The sequence below is a fragment of the Kitasatospora sp. NPDC088264 genome, assembly GCF_040685715.1.
GTDB lineage: Bacteria > Actinomycetota > Actinomycetes > Streptomycetales > Streptomycetaceae > Kitasatospora.
The window spans coordinates 135724-161103 of the sequence record NZ_JBFBIR010000001.1 but is presented as its reverse complement, the minus strand read 5'-3'; the positions used below and the strand labels follow the sequence as shown (position 1 = coordinate 161103).

General features: G+C 74.3%; 20 protein-coding genes. 14 read left to right on the top strand and 6 right to left on the bottom strand.

Translation table 11 applies throughout. The features are described 5' to 3' along the window. Positions 1-49 precede the first annotated feature (49 nt). Positions 50-268 (top strand): hypothetical protein, encoded by a 219-nt coding sequence (locus AB0O82_RS00660; protein ID WP_363579323.1) that lies wholly within the window; start codon positions 50-52, stop codon positions 266-268. A gap of 133 nt (positions 269-401) precedes the next feature. Here AB0O82_RS00660 and AB0O82_RS00655 read toward each other — a convergent pair whose 3' ends face one another. Then, positions 402-3455 (bottom strand): SMC family ATPase, encoded by a 3054-nt coding sequence (locus AB0O82_RS00655; protein WP_363579321.1) that lies wholly within the window; start codon positions 3453-3455, stop codon positions 402-404. Next, the gene (locus AB0O82_RS00650; RefSeq protein ID WP_363579319.1) at positions 3452-4621 is read right to left on the bottom strand and encodes an exonuclease SbcCD subunit D; all 1170 of its coding nucleotides are present in this window, start codon (positions 4619-4621) and stop codon (positions 3452-3454) included. The genes AB0O82_RS00655 and AB0O82_RS00650 overlap by 4 nt, the downstream gene beginning before the upstream one ends. Before the next feature lie 485 nt (positions 4622-5106). Between AB0O82_RS00650 and AB0O82_RS00645 the strand changes: the two genes are divergently transcribed. From AB0O82_RS00645 to AB0O82_RS00635, 3 genes are all read left to right on the top strand, one after another. Further along, positions 5107-5991, top strand: coding sequence for a hypothetical protein (locus AB0O82_RS00645; RefSeq protein ID WP_363579317.1), 885 nt, complete (start codon positions 5107-5109; stop codon positions 5989-5991). A gap of 205 nt (positions 5992-6196) precedes the next feature. Beyond that, entirely contained in the window at positions 6197-6895 is a 699-nt protein-coding gene (locus AB0O82_RS00640; protein ID WP_363579315.1) for a hypothetical protein, read from the top strand. Between the two features lie 506 nt (positions 6896-7401). Next, on the top strand, positions 7402-8178 hold the full coding sequence (locus tag AB0O82_RS00635; protein ID WP_363579656.1) for an SGNH/GDSL hydrolase family protein: 777 nt from the start codon (positions 7402-7404) through the stop codon (positions 8176-8178). A 108-nt stretch (positions 8179-8286) separates the two neighbouring features. Here the strand turns inward: AB0O82_RS00635 and AB0O82_RS00630 are convergent, their stop codons facing one another. Further along, complete coding sequence (locus AB0O82_RS00630) at positions 8287-9177, bottom strand: nitroreductase/quinone reductase family protein (protein ID WP_363579313.1); 891 nt, start codon at positions 9175-9177, stop codon at positions 8287-8289. A 300-nt stretch (positions 9178-9477) separates the two neighbouring features. Here AB0O82_RS00630 and AB0O82_RS00625 point away from each other — a divergent pair, with 300 nt between their 5' ends. Further along, positions 9478-9864, top strand: a complete 387-nt coding sequence (locus tag AB0O82_RS00625; protein WP_363579311.1) for a hypothetical protein — start codon at positions 9478-9480, stop codon at positions 9862-9864. An 82-nt stretch (positions 9865-9946) separates the two neighbouring features. Here the strand turns inward: AB0O82_RS00625 and AB0O82_RS00620 are convergent, their stop codons facing one another. Both AB0O82_RS00620 and AB0O82_RS00615 read right to left on the bottom strand, forming a co-directional pair. Continuing rightward, positions 9947-11173, bottom strand: coding sequence for a polysaccharide deacetylase family protein (locus AB0O82_RS00620; protein WP_363579655.1), 1227 nt, complete (start codon positions 11171-11173; stop codon positions 9947-9949). A 258-nt stretch (positions 11174-11431) separates the two neighbouring features. After that, a complete protein-coding gene (locus tag AB0O82_RS00615) occupies positions 11432-13330 on the bottom strand; it encodes an AMP-dependent synthetase/ligase (RefSeq protein ID WP_363579309.1) in 1899 nt (632 codons plus the stop codon). Positions 13331-13878: 548 nt separating this feature from the next. Here AB0O82_RS00615 and AB0O82_RS00610 point away from each other — a divergent pair. The 5 genes from AB0O82_RS00610 (at position 13879) to AB0O82_RS00590 (ending at position 20170) form a co-directional block, all read left to right on the top strand. Further along, positions 13879-16764: a nitrate- and nitrite sensing domain-containing protein gene (locus AB0O82_RS00610; RefSeq protein ID WP_363579307.1), complete on the top strand. Its 2886-nt coding sequence runs from the start codon at positions 13879-13881 to the stop codon at positions 16762-16764. Beyond that, positions 16761-17180 (top strand): roadblock/LC7 domain-containing protein, encoded by a 420-nt coding sequence (locus tag AB0O82_RS00605; RefSeq protein ID WP_063349983.1) that lies wholly within the window; start codon positions 16761-16763, stop codon positions 17178-17180. Before AB0O82_RS00610 ends, AB0O82_RS00605 begins: the two co-directional genes overlap by 4 nt. 8 nt (positions 17181-17188) lie before the next feature. Next, on the top strand, positions 17189-17728 hold the full coding sequence (locus tag AB0O82_RS00600; protein ID WP_363579305.1) for a DUF742 domain-containing protein: 540 nt from the start codon (positions 17189-17191) through the stop codon (positions 17726-17728). Between the two features lie 175 nt (positions 17729-17903). Next, positions 17904-18452: an ATP/GTP-binding protein gene (locus AB0O82_RS00595; RefSeq protein ID WP_350875683.1), complete on the top strand. Its 549-nt coding sequence runs from the start codon at positions 17904-17906 to the stop codon at positions 18450-18452. A gap of 1019 nt (positions 18453-19471) precedes the next feature. Next, positions 19472-20170, top strand: a complete 699-nt coding sequence (locus tag AB0O82_RS00590) for a winged helix-turn-helix domain-containing protein (RefSeq protein WP_363579654.1) — start codon at positions 19472-19474, stop codon at positions 20168-20170. Between the two features lie 81 nt (positions 20171-20251). Here AB0O82_RS00590 and AB0O82_RS00585 read toward each other — a convergent pair whose 3' ends face one another. Further along, positions 20252-21034 (bottom strand): IclR family transcriptional regulator, encoded by a 783-nt coding sequence (locus AB0O82_RS00585; protein ID WP_363579304.1) that lies wholly within the window; start codon positions 21032-21034, stop codon positions 20252-20254. Positions 21035-21556: 522 nt separating this feature from the next. Between AB0O82_RS00585 and AB0O82_RS00580 the strand changes: the two genes are divergently transcribed. From AB0O82_RS00580 to AB0O82_RS00565, 4 genes are all read left to right on the top strand, one after another. After that, positions 21557-22579, top strand: coding sequence for an ABC transporter substrate-binding protein (locus AB0O82_RS00580; RefSeq protein WP_363579302.1), 1023 nt, complete (start codon positions 21557-21559; stop codon positions 22577-22579). 112 nt (positions 22580-22691) lie between these two features. Further along, the gene (locus AB0O82_RS00575) at positions 22692-23720 is read left to right on the top strand and encodes an NrtA/SsuA/CpmA family ABC transporter substrate-binding protein (RefSeq protein WP_363579300.1); all 1029 of its coding nucleotides are present in this window, start codon (positions 22692-22694) and stop codon (positions 23718-23720) included. Further along, positions 23717-24583 carry an ABC transporter permease gene (locus AB0O82_RS00570; RefSeq protein ID WP_363579298.1) on the top strand — a complete coding sequence of 289 codons (867 nt, stop codon included), beginning with the start codon at positions 23717-23719 and terminating at the stop codon, positions 24581-24583. Before AB0O82_RS00575 ends, AB0O82_RS00570 begins: the two co-directional genes overlap by 4 nt. Further along, positions 24580-25338 (top strand): ABC transporter ATP-binding protein, encoded by a 759-nt coding sequence (locus tag AB0O82_RS00565; protein ID WP_363579296.1) that lies wholly within the window; start codon positions 24580-24582, stop codon positions 25336-25338. Before AB0O82_RS00570 ends, AB0O82_RS00565 begins: the two co-directional genes overlap by 4 nt. The last annotated feature ends 42 nt before the right edge of the window (positions 25339-25380 follow it).

Genomic DNA, 25380 nt, shown 5'->3' with positions numbered 1-25380 from the left:
GGCCGGCGGCGCCTTGCGGCGGGGGCCGGGGGCGGAGTAGGAAGGCGGCATGAGCGACAGCGCGAGGAACGAGGACACGGCGGTCTGCGAGTTCGCCCCCGACGGCGGGGCGCAGGCGGCGCTGGTGCGCGATCCGGCGTCGACCGGGCCGCGGGCCGACTGCGTCCTGTGCGGGGAGCCGACCGAACTGCCCGCCGACCACCCGGGCAGCACGCTCTGCCCGGTCTGCACCTGGCAACAGGCCCAGCGGGTGGCCTGTTCGGGCTGATGCGACGCAGTGTGCCCTAGCCGCAATGCCACCGGCTTGACAGTGCCCGCAAGCCGTTGACCTGCGGCGATGCAGGGCCCAGAAGGCACCGGAAGGCCGCCTCAAGACCGCTGGCAGTGCCCCTGAGCGGTCCCTAGGCGTCCTCCCGCCCGGCCAGGGCCAGGGTCGAGCCGCGTCGCCCCTTGCGGACCAGGAGCTGGGCGGGGATGCGGGTGCGCAGGTCGGCGACGTGGCTGACGATGCCGACCGCCCGGTCGCGTTCGCGCAGGCCGTCGAGGACGTCCATCACCTCCTCCAGGGACTGCTCGTCGAGCGTGCCGAAGCCCTCGTCGATGAACAGGGTGTCCAGCGGCATGCCGCCGGCCTCGTCGGTGACCACGTCGGCCAGGCCCAGGGCCAGGGCGAGGGAGGCGAAGAAGCTCTCGCCCCCGGAGAGCGTCGCGGTGTCCCGCTCGGTGCCCGTCCAGGCGTCGACCACCCGCAGGGCCAGGCCCGAGCGCTTGTTGCCGGTGCCCCGGTCGTCGCTGTGCACCAGGGTGTAGCGGCCGCCGGACATCCGGACCAGCCGGTCGCTGGCCGCCGCCGCGACCTGCTCCAGACGGGCCGCCAGGACGTAGGACTCCAGGCGCATCCGGAGCCGGTTCTCGGTGGAGGTGCCGGCGGCCAGCGCCGCGAGCCGGTTGATCCGCCCGTACCGGGCCAGCGCCGGGGCCAACTCGGCCGCGAGGTCCGCCAGTTGCCGACCGATCGAGGCCAGTGCCGCGCACCGTTCGTCGGCCGCCGAACGGGCGGCGTGGGCCCGGCCCAGCCGGTCGGTGGCGGCGCCGAGCGCGGCCGCGGCGGCGGACAGGTCGACCGGCGGACGGGCCGCGGCCTCGGCCAGATCGGGCAGCGCGAGTTCGTGCCGGACGGCGGCGGACTCGGTTCGGTGCCGCTCCAGGCGGGCCGCCAGCCGCTCGCGCTCCGCGCGGGGGAGCAGTACGGCCAGGGCCTCCTCGGGGCTCGGGAAGCCCGCTGCGGCGGCGGCCTCGGCGAGCTCGCCCTCGGCGTCCCTGAGCCGGGCCAGCGTCTGCGCGCAGGCCCGCGAGGCCTCGGCCACGGCGGCGACCCGCTCGACCAGCCGCTCCAGCGCGGCCGCCCGCGCGGCGACGGAGGCCGCCTCGCCCCGGGCCGCGGCCACCCGCGCGGCGAGTTCGTGCTGTTCGTGCTGGAGCGCCTGGAGCCGGTCGGTACGGACGGCGGCGCGCTCCCGGGCCTCGCGCAGCTCGGCGAGCCGGCGGTCCTGGTCGGCCGACAAGCGGGCGATCTCCTGCTCGACCCGGCCGAGCGCCTCCGCCGAGTGCAGCGCCTCGCGGTGCTCGCGGTCCAGCTCGGCGAGGGCCTGCGCGAGCGCGTCGGCACCCTCCGGCCCGGCCGCGCCGGTGGCGGTCGCCTCGCGGACCCGCAGCGCGGTGAGGGCCTGGTCCGCTGCCGTCCAGGCCTGTTCGGCGACGGCCTGGGCCCGGCGGGCACGCTCCTCGTCGTCGGCGCCGACCCGGCCGTCGGCGGTCTCGGCGGGTGCCGGGTGTTCGGGCGAGCCGCAGACCCGGCACGCCTCGCCCGCGCGCAGTTGCTCGGCCAGCTCGGCGGCCATGCCCGCCAGCCGCCGCTCGCGCAGGCCGAGGCCGTACTCGCGGGCGTCCAGCGCGGCGGTGCGCAGGGCGGCAGCGCGCGGCTCGGCGGCGGCGATCTCGGCCCGCAGGCCGTCGCGCTCCCGGGCGGCGTCCAGGCGGGTGCTCAACTCGACCCGTCGGCCGTCGAGTTGCTCGACCAGCGCGCCCGCCGACCGGGCCCGGTTCTGCTCCTCCTGGAGGCCTCCGAGCCGCTCGTCATACTCGGCCAGCCAGTCCTCGGCCTCCTCGGCGAACTCGTCGGCCCGCTGGCGCTCCTCGTCCAGGCTCCGCTGCTCGCGGGCGAGTTCGGCGCAGCGCCGCTCCTCCGCCCCGGCGGCCTCCAGCCGGACGAGCCCGGCCCGCAGGCCCCGTTCGGCCTCGGCCAGCTCGGCGGCCCCCGCCTCGGCCAGCGCCGGGCCCCCGGCGGCCGCGCTGCCCGCGCCGCCGTCGCCGGCCAGCACCTCGCGGTGCCGGCGCTCGGCCTCCCGGGCCCGCCGGTGCGCCTCGGCCGCGCCCTCGTGCAGCCGCAGCGCGGACTCCACCCCGACGGCCGCCTGCGCCGCCGCCAGCCGCCGGCCGTCCCGGGCCGCCTCGGGCTCGAACGCGGCCAGCCGGTCGGCCTGGAGCAGCGCCTGCCGGTGGCGGTGCTGCCGCCCGGCCAGCTCCTCGGCGGCCGCTCGCTCGCCCTGGGCGGCGCGTTGCGCCTCCTCGGCGCCCGCCAGCGCCTCCCCGGCGACGGTGAACTGTTCGGCTGCGCCGCTGCGCAGGATCGCCGCCCAGCCGAGCACCCCGGCGGTCAGGTCGGCGGCGTCCTCCTCGGCCGGCACCCAGCCCTCTGCGGGCTCGGCGCCGGGGCCGGACGCCTGCTCGGCCTTGCTGGCGAGATCCCGCAGGCGGCGCCGGCCGGCCTGGACGGCGGCCTCCTGGACGCGCCGCTGCTCCGCGAGCCACCCCTCGACGTGCTGGAACCGCTCGGTGTCGAACAGGCGCCGCAGCAGCTTGCCGCGCTCCTCCGAGTCGCCCTTGAGGAAGCGGGCGAAGTCGCCCTGCGGCAGCAGCACCACCTGGCAGAACTGCTCCCGGTTCATGCCGATCAGCCGGTGGATCTCCTCCCCGGCCTCCTGGTGCGACTTGCTCACCGCCCGCCAGCCGGGCGTGCCGTCCCCCGCGTCGGCGGCCCACTCGCGCAGCAGGGTCTGCGGCCGCTCGACGGTGGTGCCGGTGCCGACCTTCTTCGGCCGCCGCTGCTCCGGCAGCCGGGTGATCTGCAGCCGCCGCCCGCCGAGCGTCAGCTCCAGCCGGACCTCGGTCAGCCTGCGCGCCTCGGCGTGGTCGCTGCGCAGCCGGTTGGCCCGCCGGGTGCCGGGGACGTCGCCGTAGAGGGCGAAGCAGACCGCGTCCAGCACGCTGCTCTTGCCCGCGCCGGTGGCGCCGCGCAGCAGGAACAGGCCGCCGGCGGCGAGCGCGTCGAAGTCGACGCTCTCGCTGCCCGCGAACGGGCCGAACGCGCTGACGGTGAGCCGGTGCAGCCTCATCGGGGCAGGTCCGCCTTCCGGTCGGTGGTCTCCCGGACGCTCTCGAACCCGGCGCGCAGCCAGCCCAGCTCGTCCGGTTCCGGCTCGGCACCCGGGCGCACGTGCCGCAGGAAGCCCTCCGCGATCTCCAGGTCGGCCCGGCCGCTGACCCGGGCCGCGTACGACCGGGAGGGCTCGGCCTCGCTCTCCTCGGGGTCGAAGAGCAGCTGGAGGGTGTGCGGGAAGCGGCGGCGCAGCTTCTCCATCGGCTCGCTCGGGCGGGCCGCGTCGGTGAGCGTCGCCTGTACCCAGGCCTGCTCGTACGGCGCGTACTCGTCCTTGGTGAGCAGCGCGTCGAGGCTGTCGCGCAGGGTGGCGAGCGGGCGCGGGCGCGGGCAGTCGACGCGCTCGGCGGCGACCGAGCCGTCGGCCGCGAGGTCGACCAGCCACATGGTCTTGCGCTGGTCCACCTCGGAGAAGGAGTAGGCGAGCGGCGAGCCGCTGTAGCGCAGGTGCGGGGCCAGGGTCTGGCAGCCGTGCAGGTGGCCGAGCGCGGCGTAGTGCACGCCGTCGAAGACGGAGGCGGGCACCGAGGCGACGCCGCCGACCGCGATGTCCCGCTCGCTGTCGCTCGCCGTCCCGCCGGTGACGAAGGCGTGCGCCAGCACCACCGCGCGGGTGCCGGCCGGGCGGGCCGCGAGATCGGCCCGGACCTGGTCCATCGCCGCGCCGAGCACCGCCGCGTGCCCGCCGCGCTCCAGCCCGAACCGCTCGCGCACCAGCGTCGGCTCCAGGTACGGCAGCCCGTAGACCGCCACCGGCCCGTGCTCGTCCGCCAGCAGCACCGGGGCGGCGCACTCGCCCGGGTCGGTGCGCAGGTGGATGCCGGCCCGGCCGATCAGCCCGGCGCCGACGCCGAGGCGGCGGGCCGAGTCGTGGTTGCCGCTGATGAACACCGTCGGCACGCCCAGCCCGGCCAGCCGGTGCAGCACGTCGTCGAACAGGGCGACCGCGTCCAGGCCCGGCAGCGCCCGGTCGTACACGTCCCCGGAGACGAGCACGGCGTCCACGCGCTCGGCCCGGACCACGTCCACCAGGTGGTCCAGGAACGCGCGCTGGGCGTCGTGCAGGCTCTCCCGGTGGAAGGAGCGGCCCAGATGCCAGTCGGAGGTATGCAGCAGTCGCATGGTTCCCGACCTTAACGTCCGGTACTGACAGTCCCGTCCGGATCAGGAGACCCGAGGGTCTCGGGACATGCGCGTTCGATTACTCGGGGTGGATTGTCAGTGGCTCTGTGTATGTTCCTCGACGTCGGCGGTTCCGGGGTCGGGGCCGTCGGCGGTGTCCGGTGCTGGGCTAGTCGGTGGGAGGAACCATGCGGGTGTGGTCGTCGGGTCGTGAGGGCTCCGGGGTTGCGGAGCGTTGTGCGGGGCGTTGTGGGGGCCCCGGGGGTTCCGAGTGTTCCGGGGCCGTGGATGTCTTCGGGCGGTCGCGGGTCCGCCGGCGGGTGCTGCTGCGCGCCGGGCGGCGGGCCGGGGCGGACGGTGGGCCGGGCGCTCCCGGTGGGGCCCGGCCGTCCGGTGGTGACCGGCCGCCGGGAGGGCGTGCGGGCGGGGCGGGTGCACGGGGGCGCCGCGGCGGGCGGGCCCGGGGTGCTCCGCCGCCGCAGCCGGTGGCGGTCGCGCTGGCGGCGGCTGCGGCCGACTTCGCCGGCCTCGCGCGGTACGGGTTGTTCGGCCGGCTCGCCCACCAGGAGTACCTGCGGCGCTCGGAGGAGCAGCTGAGGGCCCTGCACGCGCAGGGCCTGGAGGTGCACTTGCGGGTCTTGGAGGCGGGTGACTACGAGGACTACTGCACGGCGCTCGGCCTCGACCCCCGGACGCCCGCCGCCCGGGTCGCGTACGCGGGCGATCCGGAGCTGGCCGGGGAGCCCTTCGTCTACGCGGGGGAGCGGCTGGCCGAACTGCTCCCGGTCCTGCTGGACGACCACCGGGCGCGGGTGCGGATGTCCGTCGCGGGCGTGGCCCTGCTGGAGGCGGTCGGCGACGACCCGGACGGGCAGCGGCGGCTGGCGGCGGTGATGGGGTACGTGACGTCGGTCTACCTCGCGCTGGCCGAGGGCGCGGGGGAGGGTTGCCACCTGCTGACGCTGCGCTGCCACGGCCCGGAGGACGGCGAGCAGCTCAGCTCGGCGGTGGAGGTCTGTGTGGAGGCGGGCGGCCTCTACCCCGCCGGGCGGGACACCGAGGCGTTCTGCGTCACGCTGGCGGCGGGGGTCGCCGGTGGTGGGGCGGGGGCGTTGCTGCTGCACGGCGATCCGGGCGTCCCGGCGCCCGGGGCCCCGGCCTCGGACGGGCCGTGGGTGCGCGGTTGGGCGCTGGCCGGCGGGCGGTTGCGGCCGATGACGGTGCACGAGGTGTTCGACGAGCTGGCCGACGACGCGGCGCGCGGGCTGCCGTTCCCGCCCGGGGTGGTCCCGCGACCGGGCTTCCCGCTGCCGGGCTTCCCGGAGCCCGGCTCGGCTGGGCCGGGGGAGGGGGGTGGGCCGCTGGGGTGATCAGGGGGTTTCCACCCCTGTCATCCACCATGCGGCGCTGGGGACTGTTCATCGACCGCCTGTTCGGGGAAGATTCGGAGAAGATCAACAGCAGGAGCGCGCGGTGCCCCATGCCGCCGCTCCGGCCGCTCCGCTCCGTACCGTGCTCCGCAGGTCCGTCCCGCGCACTGCCGGTCCGGCGAGCCCGACAGCGAGAGGGGGACGCATGAGCCGGATCGAGTACAGCGCGGAGATCGCCGAGCTGCTCGGCAGGGTGCGCCGGCGTCCCACGGCGGGGTGGCCGTGGCGGCCGGGCGAGCAGGTGCCCGAGGGGCTGCCGGTGAAGCAGTCCTGGGGGTGGCTGTTCGCTCCCGACGGGCGGGTGCTGACCCTGGTCAACCCCAGGGACGGGATCTGCTCGCTCCCCGGCGGATCGCTGGAGCCGGAGGACGCCGGGGATCCGGCCTCCGCGCTGGCTCGGGAGGCGGCCGAGGAGGCCCAGGCCGTGATCGGCCGACCGTACTACCTCGGTTACCTCTACGACCGGGTCGGCTCGGCCAACGGCGGGCACGAGTGCGCGCGGGTCCGGATGGCGGCGGCGCTGCGCGCGGTCGGCCCGAGCGCGGCCGACCCGGCCTCCGGCCGGCACTACCGGCGGCTGCTGGTCGCGCCCGGACTCGCCGTCGAGCTGCTCGGCTGGGGCGCGCCCGGGCTGCGCCAGGCCCGGGTGGCGGTCGCCACCGCCGCCCGCCGGCTCGGCGTGCCGGTCGCCGCGAACGAGGCGATCGAGGAGCTGCCGGTGGAGGGCTGCGTGGTCTTCCCCGGCGCCGTCTATCCGGATGCGGTGTGCTCGGACGCCGGTTGCTCGGATGCCGTCCACCCGGATGCGGTGTGCCCGAGCGAGCCTCACCCGGGCCTCGCGTAGCCCGAGGAGGGGCTGCCGGGTGCCGGCGCCGTCCGTCTGATCCGTGGTCAGGGTTTCGAGCCGGAGTCGCGTGCGTCGGAGTCCGCGTGCGCTGACGCCCTTGCGCCCGGGGTCGGTTCGTGCGGGGTCGGTTCGTGTCGCGCTGGTTCGCGCCGGTTCTCGGCGCGCTGTGCCATGGCGAGCCCCGGCACCCCGCGACGCGTCGTACGGCGGGTGGCCCGGCGGTGGCCGGGCCGTAACGGTGTCCTGGCCGTGCCCTGACTACCAACTGACCACTCGCTGACTTTTTCACCGACCACTGTCTACGCGCGATGACCGACGCCGGTCGGCGTACACCGGCGCTGACCAGCGCCAACTCACGCCCTGTGGACGGTGGTTCACTTCTGCGTTGTCGGACAGCCCGTCAATGTCCTTGGCATGAGCGCTTCCCGGTTCACCTACTGCCTGGTATCACTTCTGTGACCCATACCACACCAGGAGGTGCCATGCTCCGTCCAGCTCGCGCCATGTCCGTTGCCGCGATAGCGGCTCTGCTCACTCTGACCACGTTGTTCACCGCGTCATCCGCGAATGCGGCGAGCGTCAACTACGTCGCTCTCGGGGACTCCTACTCCGCCGGTGTCGGTGCCGGCAGCTACCTGAGCGACAGCGGCAACTGCAAGCGAAGCACCAACGCCTACCCGTACCTGTGGAAGAACGCGCACTCGCCGTCGTCCTTCTCGTTCGTCGCGTGTTCCGGCGCCAGAACCGGAGACGTCCTCAGCAACCAGCTCTCCGCGCTGAGCTCCAGCACCACGCTGGTCAGCCTGTCGGTCGGCGGCAACGACGCCGGCTTCGCCGACACCATGAAGACCTGCGTGCTGGAGTCGGACAGCACCTGCCTCAGCGCCGTCAGCACGGCCCAGAACTACGCCCGCAACACCCTGCCCGCCCAGCTGGACAAGGTGTACTCGACGATCCACGCCAAGGCGCCGAACGCCCACGTGGTGGTGCTGGGTTACCCGCACCTCTACAAGATCGGCGGCAGCTGCATTCTCGGCATCAGTGACACCAAGCGCGCCGCGATCAACGGTGCCGCCGACACGCTGGACGAGGTCATCGCCAAGCGGGTCGCCAACGCCGGCTTCAGCTTCGGCGACGTGCGCAGCATCTTCACCGAGCACGAGATCTGCGGCTCGCAGACCACCTGGCTGAACAGCGCCACCCTGCCGGTCGACGAGAGCTACCACCCGAAGGCCGCCGGCCAATCCGGTGGCTACCTCCCGGTCTTCACCCAGTCGTAACGGCTTCGCGCCGGTAGGCCGTCGCTTCAGGGCGCCGCCGAACCGGCACACGGGCCGTCGGTCCCTCTCCCCGAGCGCGGGGAGAGGGACCGACGGCATTCGTGCGTCTCAGTCCCGGGCCGGACCGGGCCGCAGCGGCGGGAACGGGATCCCGGCGAGCGTCGGCAGCAGTTCCGCTTCCTCGTAGTCGAGGTGCGCCTCCAGCTCGGCCGACATCCGGTCCAACTCGGCCCGGAGTCGGTCCGGTTCGGTGACCTCGATCCCGGCCAGCAGCGCCACCAGCTCCTCCCTGATCCGCCCGATCACCAGGTGCTGTTCGCCCAGCTGTTCCAGCACCCCGACCAGTTCCGGGTGGTTGCGCGCGAGCGCGGGGAAGATCGCGGCGTCCTCGCCGGCGTGGTGGTGCGTCAGCCCCTCGCAGAAGGCGAGGCAGTGCTGGCGCAGTTGGAGCCCGAGGCCGGCCGGTCGGCCCGCGACGTGCGAGCGCGCCTCCTCCCGGACGTGGCGCAGCTGCGCGCGCAGCCAGGTGTGCGCCTCCAACAGCTTGTCGGCGAGGCTGCGCACCTCGCGCGCGGGTGTCTCGGGCCGCTCCAGGACGACCACCGGTAGTTCCCGGTCGGTGCTCGCCTGGTAGTCGCCGTACCCGGGCGCCTGCCGGACGACAGCCGCGAACAGCCGCTCCCGGCGGGCGCCTTCGGCGGGTACGGCGATCACGTCGAACGCCTCGGAGCCGAGTTCGACCCGGACCACCGGTCGGGCGAGCAGGTTGCGGTACCACTGCGGGTGGTCCGGCGCCCCGGCGGCGGAGGCGACGACCAGGAGCAGCCCCTCGGCCCGGACGTACCCGAGCGGCACGGTGTGCGCCTTGCCCGAGCCGGCCCCGGCCGTGGTGAGCAGCAGCAGGTCGCCGCCCTCGAACGGGCCGCCCACCCGCCCGCCGTTGGCGCGGAACTCCTCGATGACGCTCTGGTTGAACTGGTTGACATGGTTCGTGGACATGGGTGTGGACATGAGTGTGGGTGAAGTCTCCTACAGGGATTGGGAGTCACGGCCACACGCGGTGCATGGGCGCGCACGCGGACACCGCGGTGACCGCCTACGTCAGATCAGGGCAGCGGAGAAAGTACTCATCGCGCATCGTCCCTCGGATAAAAGGTGCTCGCCCGGCGGCCGGCCGGCCCACTACTCTGTGGCCGGCGCCACGCTGCACGCCCCCATTAGAGCCACGCCGCGGACGCCCTGTCAACGAGCAAGATCGCCGACGAAAGTTCCCTGACCGGGATCGTCGACGAAAGGGGAGTGAACGCCGTCGTGGAGCGCATCGTCGACCTCGACCACGCCGCCGAGCGGATCGCCGCCCGGGCCGTACGCTGGCGGGCCGCCGGCCTGACGGTCGGCGCGCTCACCTGGCGCGACGCCCTGGCCCCGTGGCCGCAGCCGCTGGAGACGGACCGCGCCCGCGTCGCGGACCCGGACTCCGTCGGCGTCGAGGTCGTGGACCCGCTGTCCGGCGGCGAGCTGCACGTGGTGCTGTTCCGGGGCGGCTGGGCCGACGTCGAGTACCTCGCCGCCGGCTGGGAGGAGCAGGAAGACGCCGAGGGCGGAGTGATCCCGGCCAACGACTTCACCGGCGCCGCCGACTTCGACGAGCGCCTGCGCGGCTGGATGGCGCACGTCTTCGGCTGATCCCGGCCGCCGGTGGACGGGAGCCCGGTGAGTGGGTGCCCCCGTCGGTGGGCTCCCTGGGGAGCCCGCCGACGGCGACGCGTCAGCGCAGGTAGTCGACCAGGCCGGCCGGCTTGAGCCCGGCCGCGTCAGCGGCGGCGAGGGCGCGCTGGAGGTCGGCGGCGAGGGTGTCGGTCCAGTGCATCAGGACGACGTCGCCCGGCTGCAACAGGCCCGGGTGCCAGATGTTGGACGCGCCCCAGCTGAAGTCCGCGTCGGCGGTGAGCACGGTGCGGATGCCGCAGTTGGCGGCGGCCTGGAGGGTGTCGGCGTTCCAGGCGAAGTACGGCGGGCGGAAGGCCACCGGCGTGGTGCCGAACTGGCGGGTCATGGCGTCGCGGGCGTCGCAGATCTCGATCTGCTGCTGCTCCAGTGGCAGTTTGCTGAGGTCGGAGTGGGAGACGCTGTGGTCCTGGATGGAGGAGCCGGGCACGGCCGTGACGCGTCGGAAGAAGTCGGGGTCGGTGCCGGCCGGCATCGGCAGCGGGAAGGCGGTGATCGGTAGCCGGTGGTCGGCGATGAACTTCTCCGCCTCGGGGGTGCGCTGCCAGCCGTCGTCGACAGTGAAGAAGACGACCTTGTCGCTGGTGGGCACGGATCCGGCGGCCACGGCCGGGGCGGGCGCGGGGCCGTCCACCCGGACGTCGTCGACCGAGAACGGGCCCTGCTGGTACCAGCCGTGGACGTAGAGCCGGACGCTGTGCGCGTTCGGGCCGGTGGTGAACCGGGTGGTGAGCTGCTGCCAGCCGCCGCCGGTGGTCTCGGTCCAGGCCGGGGCGACATCCCTGCCGGTGCCGGTGGCGCCCAGGTAGACGAAGGCGCCGCGGACCCAGGCCGAGGCGGTGTAGGTGGTGTTGGGCTGGACGGCCACGGTCTGCGCGCACTCGCCGGTGGAGTCGGCGGTGGCCGGCGTGACGGTGAGTGCGGAGGCGCCGGAGTGCGCGGCGATGGTGGTGACGGCGGCCTCGGCCGGGCCGCCGGTGCACTTCCAGCCGGGGACGGCGCCCCAGTCGGAGAGGTCGGGGACGGGCAGTTCGAAGCCGGGGTTGGTGGCCAGGTTGACGGTCGGGCCGCTCGGGGTGCTCGGACCGCTCGGGGCGCCGGCCGGGGCGGGCCCGGGGGCGGCGGAGGCCGCCGGGGCGGCGAAGGCGGTGAGCAGCGCGACGGAGGCGGCCAGCGCGGACAGGCGCGTGAACTGGCGCGTGGACTGGCGCGCGGACAGGCGCGTGAACTGGCGCGTGGACAGGCGCGCGGACGGGCGCGTGGACATCGACACGAGAGGACTCCTGCATGTGGGGGACACGCCCGTGGGGAGGGCGTGGCGGAATCGGAACCCTGGAACCGGGGCCTTGGGTCGGGCCCCTGGAACCGGGCTCGCGGGACCTGGGTGTTCCCGGAGGGGCGGGAGCGGATGGTGCGCCGCACTCGGACCGAGGAGAAACAATGGACTGGACCAATCGGCCCGTCAAGGGAACGGCCGGTGAACCGAAGCCCACCGCACCCGCCGCAAAAGGGACAAGACGATCCGTCAGGGGACGTACAACTCCGCGATGTCATCGGCGTAGTACTCGGCGATCGCCGCCCGGCGCAGCTTCAGGGAGGGCGTCAGCAGCCCCTGGTCCTGGCTGAACTCGCGGGGCAGCAGCCGGAACGCGCGGATCGACTCGGCCCGCGACACCGCCGTGTTCGCCGCCGCCACCGCGCGCTGGACCTCGGTGTGCAACTGCTCGTCCGCGAGCACCGCCCACGGGTCCAGCTGCTCCAGCCCGTGCGTCTTCAACCAGTGCGCCAGCGCCGCCGGGTCGAGCGTGATCAGCGCGGCCACGTACGGGCGGTCGTCGCCCACCACCAGGCACTGGGAGACCAGCGGATGCGCGGCCACCCGCTCCTCCAGCGCCGACGGGGCCAGGTTCTTGCCGCTGCTGGTGACGATCAGGTCCTTCTTGCGGCCGGTGATGGTCAGGTAGCCGTCCTCGTCCAGCCGGCCCAGGTCGCCCGTCCCGAACCAGCCGTCGATCAGGGACTCCGCCGTGCACTGCGGGTGGTTGAGGTAGCCGCCGAAGACCGAGCCGCCGCGCACCCAGACCTCGCCGTCGTCGGCGAGGGCCACCGACGAGCCCGGCAGCGGATGCCCGACCGTGCCCAGCTTCTGCCGCCCGATCGGGTTGGCGGTGATCGCGGCGGACGTCTCGGTCAGCCCGTAGCCCTCGTACAGGTGCAGGCCGGCGCCGGTGAAGAAGAGGCCGAGCTCGCGGCGCAGCGCGGAGCCGCCGCACATCACGCTGCGCACCCGGCCGCCGAGTACGGCCCGCAGCCGCTGGTAGACGGTCCGCTCGTAGGCGAGGTGGCGCAGCCGCAGCTTGGGGCTGGGCCCGGGTCCGCGCCCGAACGCCTTCTGCTCCCGGGCGGCGGCCCAGTCGACGGCCACCTGTCGGGCCTGTTCGAAGAGTTCGCCGCGCCCGGCGTCCTCGGCGGCCCGCCGGGCCTGCTGGAAGATCTTCTCGAAGACGTACGGGACGACGTGCAGGAAGGTCGGCCGGAAGGACTCCATCGCGGGCAGCAGGGCGTCGGTGGAGACCTCGGGGACGTGTCCGATCCGGAAGCCGCCGCGGATCGCCGCGACCTGCACGGCCCGCCCGTAGACGTGTGCCAGCGGCAGGAACAGCAGGGTGGACGGCTGTCCGCCGCCGGTGTCGTGGAAGGCCTCCCGCCAGCCGCCGAGCAGTGCGTCGGCCTCGGCGGCCAGGTTGGCGTGGGTGATCAGGCAGCCCTTGGGGCGGCCGGTGGTGCCCGAGGTGTAGACGACGGTGGCGACGTTCCCGGCCGTGACGCCGAGCCGCTGGCGGTGGACGAGCGAGTCGGGCACGTCACGGCCGTCCTCGGTGATCGCGGCGACGCAGTCGCGGTCCAGTTGCCAGATGCCGGTGAGGTCGGGCAGCGCGTCGCAGACCGCGCCGACCGTCATCGCGGCGTCCTCGTCCTCGACCAGGCAGGCCACCGCCTGGGTCTCGGCGAGGATCCAGCGCACCTGCTCGGCCGCCGCGGTGGGGTAGACCGGGACGGTGATCGCGCCGATCGACCAGAGCGCGTAGTCGAACAGCGTCCACTCGTAGCGGGTGCGGGACATCAGGGCGACCCGGTCGCCGTAGCGCACGCCCCGGGTGAGCAGGCCCTTGGCGAGGGCGAGCACCTCGTCACGGAACTCCCGCGCGGTGACGCCCCGCCACTCGCCCCGGTGCCCGAACCGGTGCCCGTCCCGGTGCTCGGCGGGGCCGCCGGGTCCGGCGGAGTCAGCGGGGCCCGGCGGGCCGACGCGGCGGGCCAGCTGCACCAGGTCCGGTGTGCGTTCGGCGGTGTCGTACAGCGAGTCGGCGAGTCCTCCGGTGGCCTCGGGCCCGGCCACGGCGGGGGTGGTGAACTCGCGCACATTCCCCCCGTTGGCGTCTCGCGGCGGCACTGCCCGCGCCGGAACCGGTGTCGGCGCCGGAGGCCGTGGCGGCGGTGCCGGGCCGCGCAGGTGGAGCGAAACTATCGGATCGGCCTGTCACTGCCCAGGGTTGTGACCGTGACGCGACGAGATCGGCACCGGTCCCTGCGGAAGGTGTCGCCGCCGGGGAGGAACCGCGTGCGTTCGGTGATCGGGCAAACCGGGCGGCGGCGGATGATCCGGACGCGAGCCCGCAGTGACCGGGACCCGATCCTGACGTGTGCGGGGCAAGCCGGGGAAGTGGACTGGTTCGACCCTCGAACGAGTGGTCAGGGCGTAGTAGGCTCTCGCAGACCTGCGACCGGGGGCCTCCCGGCCAGGCCCGATCCGACGACACACCGTCCACGCCGACCAGCCCCGAAGCCGATTTCCGAAGCCCGCACCCGAAGTCCTTTCCGAAGCCCTTTCCCAAGCCTTTTCCGGCCGAGCCCCGCGGCTCCTCCGAACCGCTCCCCGTCCGCGCCTGGCACTTCCCGACCGAGGACTCCATGCGTCTGCGCAGCAGCTCGATCCGCGCGAAGATCATCGCGCTGCTCCTGGTGCCCATCGTCGCGCTCACCGCGCTGTGGGTGTACGCGACCTTCGCCACCACCGGAGACGTCTGGGGCCAGCTGGAGATCAGCCGTACGTACAAGGAGTTCGGGACCCCGGTCGACCAGTACGCCGACGATCTGCAGAACGAGCGCCGCGCGGCCGTCCAGCGACTGGCCGTCCCGAACTCGCAGGTCGCCACGGACGCCTACGAACACGCCAAGGCCGCCACCGATCGTAGCCTCGACGTCCTGCGGCAGAAGAAGGACCACGTGGGCGGCAAGCTCTCCAGCTCCCAGCGCGGCCGCTTCCTGCAGATCATCGCCGCCGCCGACCAGATCGGACCGCTGCGCGCGCAGGTCGGCCGCTCCGCGCTCAACTGGGAGTTCGCGCTGGGGCAGTACAGCGACCTGGTCAAGCCGGTGTTCGGCTTCCGGTCCGCCTACGTCGCCCGACAGACCGGCCAACTCCCGCGCCAGGGAACCATCCTGATCGAGCTGGTGCGCGCCCGCGAATACCTCGCGCAGGAGGACGCGGCGATGGAGGGCCTGCGCGGCGGCGCCGCCAAGCCCACCGCCGAGCAGTACCAGGTCGCCCTGGACGCCCTGCACAACCAGCAGGCCCTGTTCACCGTCTACATCGCCGAACTCGAACCCGCCGACCAGTCCGACTACATCGCCCTGCGCGGGGGCGAGGCCTGGGCCGCGCTGGCCCGCGCCGAAGCGGACTTCGTCGGCGCCGGCGGCCCCGAGCGGGTCGCCCAGGCGATCAACGGCGACTCCTGGCGGGAGACCGCCGACCGGGCGCTCGGTGACCTCACCTCGATCAACACCCGGATCGCCAACGGGATCGGCGAGCGCGAACGGTCCGCCGCGATCGGGCTGCTCTGGCGGGGCGGCATCGCCGGCGCGATCGGCCTGGTCGCGGTCGTCCTGTCGGTGCTGATCTCCTTCCGGATCGGGCGCGGCCTCGCCCGCGAACTGATCGGACTGCGCAACGCGGCCAACGAACTGGCCGGCGCCCGGCTGCCCTCCGTCATGCTGCGGCTGCGCCGGGGCGAGGCGGTGGACGTCGCGGCCGAGGCGCCCGAACTACGCTTCGGGGCAGCCGAGATAGGCCAGGTCGGCCAGGCCTTCAACGCCGTCCAGCGGGCCGCCGTCGAGGCGGCGGTCGAACAGGCCGAACTGCGGCGCGGCGTCTCGGCGGTGTTCGTCAACCTGGCCCGGCGCAGTCAGGTGCTGCTGCACCGCCAGCTCACCCTGCTCGACACCATGGAGCGCCGCACCGAGAACCCGACCGAGCTGGCCGACCTCTTCAAGGTCGACCACCTCACCACGCGCATGCGGCGGCACGCCGAGGGCCTGATCATCCTCGCCGGCGGCTCGCCCGGGCGCGCCTGGCGCAAGCCGGTCCGGATGGTGGACGTGGTCCGCGCGGCGGTCGGCGAGGTCGAGGACTACGCCCGGGTGATCGTCCGGCCGTTCCCCGGCACCGGCCTGCTGGGCAGCGCCGTCGCGGACGTCACCCACCTGATCGCCGAACTCGTCGAGAACGCCGCGGTGTTCTCCCCGCCGATCACCCAAGTCACCGTCCAGGGTGAGGTGGTGCCACACGGATTCGCGCTGGAGATCGACGACCGCGGGCTCGGGCTGAGCGATCAACTCCTCGCCGACATCAACGAACGCCTCGCTGTGGAGCAGGAGTTCGACCTCGCCGACACCGACCGGCTGGGCCTGTTCGTGGTCAGCCGGCTGGCCCGGCGGCACGGCATCCGGGTCCACCTGCGCCCGTCCCCGTACGGCGGGACGACGGCGGTCGTGCTGATCCCGCGCGAACTGCTCGCCGAGGCGCCGGACGGCCTGCCCGAGCCGCCGCCCACCGGACAGCGCTCCGCCCCGGTCCGGCGCGGACAGCGCGACCTGATCGCCGTGCCCGCGCTCGGTGGTGGCGGTGGCGGTGGCGGTGGCGGTGGCGGTACGGCGGAGGGCTCGGCTCGGGCCGCTGCCGGTGCCGGGTCCGGGGCCGGTTCCGTTGCGGGGGAGGACGAGCGGCACCGGGGCAGCGGCGGTCCCCGGCCGTCCACGTCCGAGCCTGCCCGGACGCCGGGCGGGCTGCCGCGACGGGCCTCGCGGACCAAGGGCGGGCCGGTGCTGGTGCCCGCGCCGCCCAGGGACACCGAGGACGGTGCGGCGACGGGGCGCCACCGTCGGGACGAGCCGACCACGGCCGCTCCCGTCCTCGACGGGCCCGCGGACCCGCCGTTGGTCGCAGGCCCGCGGACCGAGGGCGGGCTGCCCCGGCGGGTCCGGCAGGCGAACCTCGCGCCGCAGCTCAAGGAACAGCTGAAGGAGCGCCTCCGGGACCGGACCGACCACGGGCCCGAGGACGAGGCCGCGCTCGCCGCCCGCCGGGCCCGGGAGGCCCAGGAGGCCGAGCGGGCGCGTGAGCGCTCGCCCGAGGAGGCGCGGGCCACCTTCGCCTCGTTCCAGCGCGGCTTCACCCGGGGGCGCGGTGCCGCCACGTCCGGGTCGGCCCCGGCGAGTGCCCGACCCGCCGCCGTACCCGTCTGGCAGCCGCCGGACCCCGCCCGGCGGGCGATCAGTCCGGCACCCGCCCCGGCGGCGCTGTCCGCGCCGTCGGACGGTGCCCGGGCGCCGCTCGCCCGTCGGGTGCCGCCCGGCCCGCCCGTCCGGCGGAACCCGGCGCCCGCACCCACGGCACGACCCGTGCCACCTGCATCAAGGGCAATACCTGAACCATGGGCAACACCTGCACCATCGGCAGCACCTGTACCAACAGCACCACCTGCACCACCCGCTCCATCGGAAGGAACTGATTCATGACCACTTCGACGCAGCCGTCCGGGGACCTCAACTGGCTCCTGGACGACCTGGTGGGGCGCGTCGCGGCCCTGCGGCACGCCGTGATCCTCTCCAGCGACGGCCTGGCCACCGGCGCCTCCCGCGACCTCGACCGCGAGGACGCCGAGCACCTGGCGGCCGTCGCGGCCGGGTTCCACAGCCTGGCCAAGGGCGCCGGCGGGCACTTCAAGGTCGGCGGGGTCCGCCAGACGATGGTGGAACTGGACGAGGCGTTCCTGTTCATCACGGCGGCCGGTGACGGCAGCTGCCTGGCCGTGCTGAGCGAGGCCGAGGCCGACATCGGCCAGATCGCCTACGAGATGGCGCTGCTGGTCAAGCGGGTCGGCGAGCACCTGGCCGCCGAGCCGCGCACCGAAGCCGCGCCGCCGGGGAGATGAGTGGTCCGATGGCGGATCCGAAGGCTGAGGCGGCGGGGCGGCCCGAGCCGGGCGGCTCGGCCGCGTCGGCCGCGTCGGCCGGGACGGCAGGTACGGCAGGGGAGGTGGCGGAGCAGATGGGCCAGGACGGGGCCGAGTCCGACCTGCTCCACCCGCGTGCCCCTGCCGACGACCGCTGGTTCGACGACGAGGCCGGCCCGGTCGTGCGGCTCTACTCGATGACCCGCGGCCGCACCCGGCCGGTCGAGGACGGCCTGTTCGACCTGATCTCGCTGATCACCGCCGCCGAGCCCGGGCCGAACGCGGGGGCCGTGCCGGCGCACGTCCTCGACCCGGAGCACCAGACCCTCCTGGCCTGGTGCCGCCGCGAGCCGCTGTCCGTCGCCGAACTCGGCTCCTACACCGACCTGCCGGTCAGCGTCGTCCGGGTGCTGCTCGGCGACCTCTACGACGCCGAGCTGATCAGCGTCACCCGACCCGTTCCGCTCGCCGAGCTGCCGGACGAGCGCCTGCTGCGAGACGTGATCAATGGACTCCGTGCGCTCTGACCACGACGGCCGCGCCGCCGCCGGCGGTACCTCTGGTGGCGGCACTCCCGGCACTCCCGGCACTCCCGGCACTCCCGGCACTCCCGGCACTCCCGGCACTCCCGGCACCCCCGTCGGCCACGGCTCCGGCGGTCGCGCCAACGACCCGCGCTGGCGCGGCGGCCCGGCCGTCGCGGTGAAGATCCTCGTCGCGGGCGGCTTCGGCGCGGGCAAGACCACGCTGGTCGGCTCGGTGAGCGAGATCCGACCGCTGCGCACCGAGGAGGAGCTCAGCGAGCTGGGCCGCCCGGTGGACGACACCTCGGGCGTGGAGGCGAAGCGCACCACCACCGTGGCGATGGACTTCGGCCGGATCGACTTGCGGCCCGGACTCGCGCTGTACCTGTTCGGCACGCCCGGGCAGGACCGGTTCTGGTTCGTCTGGGACGAGTTGGCCCGCGGCGCGCTCGGCGCACTGGTGCTCGCGGACACCCGGCGGCTGGCCGACTGCTTCCCCTCGGTCGACTTCTTCGAGCAGCGCGGCATCCCGTTCGTGGTCGCGGTGAACTGCTTCGACGGCACCGAGCGGTTCTCCCCGGACGAGGTCCGCGACGCGCTCGACCTCGACCCGGACATTCCCGTGCTGCTGTGTGACGCACGCCTGCGGGAGGACGGGAAGGAACTCCTGGTCGCGCTCGTCGAGCACGCCGCCGCCCGTCGCCACCGCGCCCCGGCCCGGACCTGACGCCGCCGCACCCCGGTCCTGGCGCCGCCGCGACCCGGTCTGACGACACCGCGCCCCCGGTTCGGCACTGCACCCGCACAGAGGCTTCACAGAGCCTCCGAGCCACTCGACGTCTCATTCGGTTGTCCGCATCCCGGACGTTCGGTGTGCCGAAGGTTGCCTAGACCGGCCCGGCGTGGAAGGCTCTGGGCACGAAAGCCGCCCGGCCATGCCGTCGGGAGGGCCGGAAACGTTCCGTTCACGAAGGCGCGCATCGACGACGACGCGCCATTGTGCAGAGCAAGGGGGAGGGCAGCAGGATGACCGTCGGCCAGCAACGTGCCACGACCGATCCCGCCCCCGTCACGCCGGTGCTCACCGTTCGCCGCTACATCGACCAGGCGCTGATCTGCAGCGCCTGTTGTCGGTGACCGGCCGGCCCCTTCCCGGTACGTCCCCGACGATCCCGGCCCACCCGGCCGCCGTCTGACGCACCGCCAATCCCGTCGACCAGGCCGTAGCGGACCCGCCCCATCCGGCGTGCCCGCGACCGCCGATCCGGACCCGCCTCGCGGAGAGACCACCAGTGAACATCGCCTGCACCAGCCCCGCCCCCGGCATCGCCGGCCGTCCCCGCTCGACCGGGGCGGCCTCCGCGCTGTGCGACGGTGGACCGGCCAGGCGGTGGAACGGGCGCGCGAACCGCGCCGGGGACAGCCACCAGGGTCACCTCGACCTTGAGCCGTTCTGGCCGTCCCGGCAGCCGCACCTGTTCGATCAGACGTGTCCGGGCTCGCCCAGCGCGTCCCGGCCCTCCGCAGGCTGATTTCGGATCAGCCCGGCAGTACGCCCGGTCGACGCGCAGACGACTCCACCCCGTCCGTCACGCGCGAAATGAGCGGCACACCATGTCTTCTTCATCCACGGCCACCCTGCCCCTGCCTTCCCCGACCCCGCACCTGCGCGCGGTCCGTTCCGTCCCCGGCGTCCTCCCGGCCGGGTCCGGCCTCTCCGGCGCGCCGGGCTCCTCCGCCTCCCCGCTGTCGCACGGCTCGCCGGCCGCCGAGCGATGGCCCGGGGGAGCGGTCCGGTCCTCCCATGCGGCCCCGTCCCGTCCGGCGGGCGCGGGCGTCGCACCCCAGCCGGGCGCGGTCCTCCCGGCCGCGCCGGCTGCCCTGCTCGCCGCGCTGCCCGAGGGCGCGACCGTCGTCGCCGCCCTGCCGCAGGGCGCACTGCCGCAGGGTCTGCTCGCCCAGTACGGCACACAGTTCGGCGCCGGTACCGGGAACCCGATGGTCGGGTACCTGGTGCTCGTGCCGGCCGACAGCCCGGTGGCGGCGGTTCCCGGTGCGTCCCTCGGCGGGCCCTCGGCTGCGCAGCACGTCGGTGCGCACGCCGGTGCGCCCGTGAGTGTGCCCGCACAGGGCGGTGTCCGTCCGGTCCGACCGGCCGGGCGCGGCATCGCCGTCGATGCGGAGCGGCGCAACGCCTACGTCGACGGGCGGCTGCTCGACCTCACCTACCTGGAGTTCGAGCTGCTCGCCCACCTCACCGAGCACCCGCAGCGGGTGCACACCCGGGACCACCTGGTCTCGGCGGTCTGGGGTTACGGCCACGTCGGCGACGGCCGCACGGTCGACGTGCACGTCGCCCGGTTGCGCCGCAAGCTCGGACCGGTCTACCGCGACACGATCGTGACGGTCCGTCGGGTCGGCTACAAGTACACCCCGGCCGGCTGATCGGCCACTGAACCTCCTGCCGCGGCGGGTTGCCCGTGACCTCGTGGAACGGGCAGCCCGCTGCGGCATTGTGACGTGACGTCAGGCACGCTGGTCGGGCGGCAGCAGCAGGACGGCGAGTGCGTCGGCGCAGGTGCGGGCGTGGCCCAGGAACCAGTCCAGGCGGTCGTCGGTCAGGTGCGCCGGGGTCGAGCGGACGGCCAGCGCGAACCGGGCCTGCCCGGTGCCGTCCAGGACGGGCACGGCCACCGTCCGCACTCCGGCAGCCGACTCGCCGTCGTTGAGTGCGTACCCGGAGCTCCGGACCTTCGCCAACTCCTCGTCGAGCAGCGCCGGTTCGGTGATCGTCCGGTCGGTGAACGACGGCAGCGGGCCGAGCGCCGACACCGCCGGCTCACCCGGGCGCGGCCAGGCCAGCAGCACCTTGCCGAGCGCCGTGGAGTGCAGTGGCCGGCGCAGCCCGAGGCCGGTGTCCGGGCGGACGGAGGCCCCCACCAGGATGACCGCGTGCGGACCGCTGCGGATCGCGAGGTCTGCGGTCGCACCGGTGCGTCGGGACAGCCTGTCCAACTCGGGTGCGGCCAGGTGCAGTCCGCGCTGGTGGAAGGTGAGTTGGCCGAGTTCGGCGACCGCCGGGCCGAGCCGGTAGCGCGCGGTCTGCTCGTCCTGCTCCAGGAAGCCGGCGCTCACCAGCGTCCGGGCCAGCCGGTGCGCGGTGGAGACCGAGAGGTCCATCCGGCGGGCCAGGTCGGAGGCGCTCAGGTCGGGGCCGTTGTCGTGGAAGCAGTGCAGCAGCCCCAGCGCACGCTGGACGGCCTGCGCACCGGCCGGCGGGCCCTGGACGGCGGTGGCGGCCTCGGCCATGGCACCTCGCGTTTCGGTTCGGGAATCCGGCTGGATCACCGGGAGGAGTCTCAGCGTAGGGCAGCGAGTGCTGCGGGATTGTGTCGACGACGTTGCAATGGAATGGCGTTGATGAACAAGTGATCCCACCATGTGGCAAAACCTTGCCTCCGGCTCGATCGTCGTGGAACGCTCCTCACATCGCGCCGGACGCCCGCCGCCCGGCGCACCACCCGCAACCCCGACCCGCAGGAAGGAGCGACGCCGTGACGATCCACCGGTGCCCCGCCTCCTGCGCGTGTTGTCGCTGACGCTCCCCTCGCGCCGCACCGTCCGGCGTTCCCCGCCTCGCGCGACTCACGGCCTCGCCCGTCTCGCCCGTCTCGCCCGTCTCGCCCGACACGCCCGACCCGCCCGACCCGCCCGCCTCGCCATCTCGTGCAACTCCCCGACGCCGTGGGCCCCGTGACCCGCGCGGCGTGCCCAGACCCGTAGCCTTCCGGCGCCCGCCGAACCCGCCCCCTCCGCAGAGGACCACACCCCGTGCCCAGCCCTTCCCCCAGTGCCCCCGACACCCTCTGGTTCACCCGCTGCCCGGTGCCCACCGCCACCGGGATCGCCGCCGACCAGGGTTGGCTCGCCCGCGAGTTCGCAGCCGACGGTATCGCCGTCCGCTCGCTCCAGGACGCCCCGCCGGAGGTGGCCGCAGACCACCACTACACCCACGCGCTCACCGGACTGTTCCGCGAGGGCGGCAACGTCCCGGCGCTGTGGGCCCGTTCGCACGGCGAGCGGACCCGGCTGGTCGGCCTCACCTGGATCGAGGAGCGCCAGGTGGTCCTGGTCCGGGCCGGCAGCGGCATCACCGGCCCCGGCGACCTGCGCGGGTTGCGGCTGGCGGTCCCACATCATGACATCGGCATCGACTTCTGGCGGGCGATGGCCCTGGCCGGCTTCCGTGGCGCCCTCGGCCTCACCGGGCTCACGCTGGACGACGCCGAGCTGGTCGACGTCCCGGGCCTACCCGGCGGCGGGCAGTGGGCCGGCGAGCTGGCCGCGCTGCGGGACGGGGTGGTGGACGCCGTGTACGTGAAGGGGGCGCTCGCCGTCGAGGCGGCCCGCCGGGTCGGGGCGGAGGTGGCTGTGGAGCTGGACGCGGTGCCGGACCGCCGGGCCCGGGTCAACAACGGGACGCCCCGGCCGGTCACCGTCCACCAGCAACTGCTGGACGAGCAGCCGGAGCTGGTCGCCCGTTTCCTCGCCGTTCTGCTGGAGGCCGCCGACTGGGCGGCCGAGCACCCGGCGGAGGTGGTGCGGATCCTGCGGGCCGAGACCGGCGCGGGCGCCGAGGGCGTGGCCGGGGCGTACGCGCCGGGTAGCCACCGCACCCTGCACCTGGACCTCTCGGCGGACCGCCTGGAGCTGCTGGCGCAGCAGGAACGATTCCTCGGGGAGCGGGGATTCCTCGCCGCCCCGGTCGACATCCCCGGCTGGGCCGACCCGGAACCACTGCGCGCCGCCCGCGAGCTGCTGCGTGAACGGCGCCGCGCCGCGATGGGCGGCTGAGCGCCGTCGACCGCCGGCTGACAGATCACAACTAACAGATTTCAGCAGACAGATTTCAGATAACAGATTTCGAAAGTTGTCACTTGTCAGCTGTCCTTCGTTTGGAGACCCCGTGAAGACCCCCCGCTTCGCCCTCGCCGCCACCGCGCTGCTCGCCTCCACCGCACTGGCCGCCTGCGGCTCGTCCGCCGACGGGGCCAAGGCCTCCGCCGACGGCGGGGCCGGCGGCAAGGCCGACGTGGTGCTCCGCCTGCCCGACCCCGGAAACAACGGGTTCCTCGCCCGCGGCAAGAAGGACGGCTCGCTGGACAAGGCTCTGGCCGCCGTCCACGCGAAGGTCGCCTGGACCGGCAGCGCGGGCCCGTTCGCCCCGGCCGCACAGGCCCTGTCCGCCGACCAACTGGACGTCGCCCAGGGCTCGATCACCTCGGCCGTCGCCGCGCTCGCCCAGAAGCCCGGCTTCAAGCTGTTCGCCCAGACCGCGCCCGACGGCGTCGGCGAAGGGATCCTGGTGAAGAACGACTCGCCCATCAAGTCCGTCCAGGACCTGGTCGGCCGCAAGGTCGCCGTCTCCCAGGGCGGCACCAGCGAGTACCTGCTGCTCAAGGCGCTGGAGAAGAACGGCGTCCCGGCCGACAAGGTCGAACGGGTCTACCTGCGCGCCGACCAGACGGCAGGTGTCTTCAACTCCGGCCAGGTGGACGCCTGGGCGACCTGGAACACCTTCTCCACGCCCACCATCGCCAACGCCGGGGCGCACTTCCTGGCCAACGGCAAGGAGGTCGGCTCCGACAACTACGCCGTCTGGGCCGTCCGCAACGGCTTCGCCGACAAGCACCCCGAGGTGGTCAAGACCTTCTACACCTACCTGCGCGAGAACGGCCTCAAGGAGAAGGCGGACCCGGCCGCCTACCTCAACGTCTTCACCGACTCCGGCCCGACCGCCGTCACCCCCGCCGAGAAGGACATCGCGGTGAACGTCAGCGGGCAGGGCGCCGCCGCGGAGGCCATCTCCGACGCCGACACCGCCCGCTTCGGCACCGTCGCCCGGTTCTTCGCCGACCAGAAGGTCACCAAGCAACTCGTGGACGTCAAGCCGTACCTGATCGACATCAACAAGCTCGGGGACGGTGCCAAGTGACCACCGCCGCCCCCGAACGCGCCACCGACGAGACCCGAACCGCCCTCGACGCCGGACTCGTCACCCCGCACACCAGGCGGCAGCGACCCCGCCCGCGCGCCCTCGCCGTGATCCTGCGCACCCTGGGCCCGCTCGCCCTGCTCGGCGGCTGGGCGCTCGCCTCCGCCACCGGCGCCCTCACCCAGGACGTCCTCGCCTCACCCGCCCAGGTCGCCGAAGCCGTCGGCGAGTTGTGGGGCAACGGCCAGCTCGCCGATGCCCTCGGGGTCTCCCTCACCCGGGCCGGCCTCGGCCTGTTCTTCGGCGCGACCACCGGTCTGGTGCTCGGCGTGGTCACCGGCTTCACCCGGCTCGGCGAGGAACTGCTCGACTCCGCGATCCAGGTGCTGCGCACCGTCCCGTTCCTGGCGCTGGTCCCGCTGTTCATGGTGTGGTTCGGCATCACCGAGACCGCGAAGGTCGCCCTGATCGGCGTCGCCACCAGCTTCCCGATGTACGTGTCCGCTTCCGGCGGCGTCCGCAACACCGACCGCAAGCTGGTAGAGGCGATGCGCAGCTTCGGGCTCGGCCGCTGGGCCATCGTGCGCACCGTCGTCCTGCCCGGCGCGCTGCCCGCCCTGCTGTCCGGCCTGCGGCTGTCGATGACGCTCAGCGTGATCGCCCTGATCGCCGCCGAGGAGATCAACTCCACCGAGGGGATCGGATACTTGATGGCCCAGGCGCAGAACTACTCGCGCACCGACATCCTCGCCGTCTGCATCCTGATCTACGGGTTGCTCGGCCTTACCGCCGACGCGGTCGTCCGGGTCCTGGAACGCCTCCTGATGCCGTGGCGCCAGGCCGTCCAGGGGGCAGCCCGATGAGCACCGCTACCTCCGCGACCTCTGCCGCCTCCGCGCCTGCGACCTCCGCGCCCGCGACCGCGGCTCCGGCCGTCCACCTGCGGGGCCTGCGACGGGTGTTCGGCACCCGGGCCGTCCTCGACGGCGTCGATCTCTCCATCGCCCGGGGCGAGTTCGTCGCGCTGCTGGGCGCCAGCGGCACCGGCAAGACCACCCTGCTGCGCATCCTCGGCGCGCTCGACCGGGCCGACGAGGGCACCGTACTCGTCCCGCCGGTGCGAACGGTGGTCTTCCAGGAGCCCCGACTCGTGCCGTCCAAGCGGGTGTTGGCCAACGTCACGGTCGGCCTGCCGCGCGGCGCCGCCACCCGGGAGACCGGACTCAAGGCGCTCGCCGAGGTCGGCCTCGACAAGCACGCCGACGCCTGGCCGGCCACCCTCTCGGGCGGCGAGGCGCAGCGCGTCGCCCTCGCCAGGGCCCTCGTCCGCGAACCCCAACTGCTGCTGCTCGACGAGCCGTTCGCCGCACTGGACGCGCTCACCCGACTGCGCATGCAGGACCTGGTCGGTGACCTCGTCCGCCGCCACCGCCCCGCCGTGCTGCTGGTCACCCACGACGTGGAGGAGGCCGTCCGGCTCGCCGACCGCGTCGCCGTCCTGCGCGACGGCCTGCTCGTGCGCGACGAGCCGGTCGCCGTCGACCACCCCCGCGACCCCGCAGACCCGGCCTTCGCCGACCTGCGCCGCCGACTGCTGGCCGACCTCGGCGTCCACTGACCCGTAATCGGCCCCACCGAACCGTCCTCGATAACGCCAGCC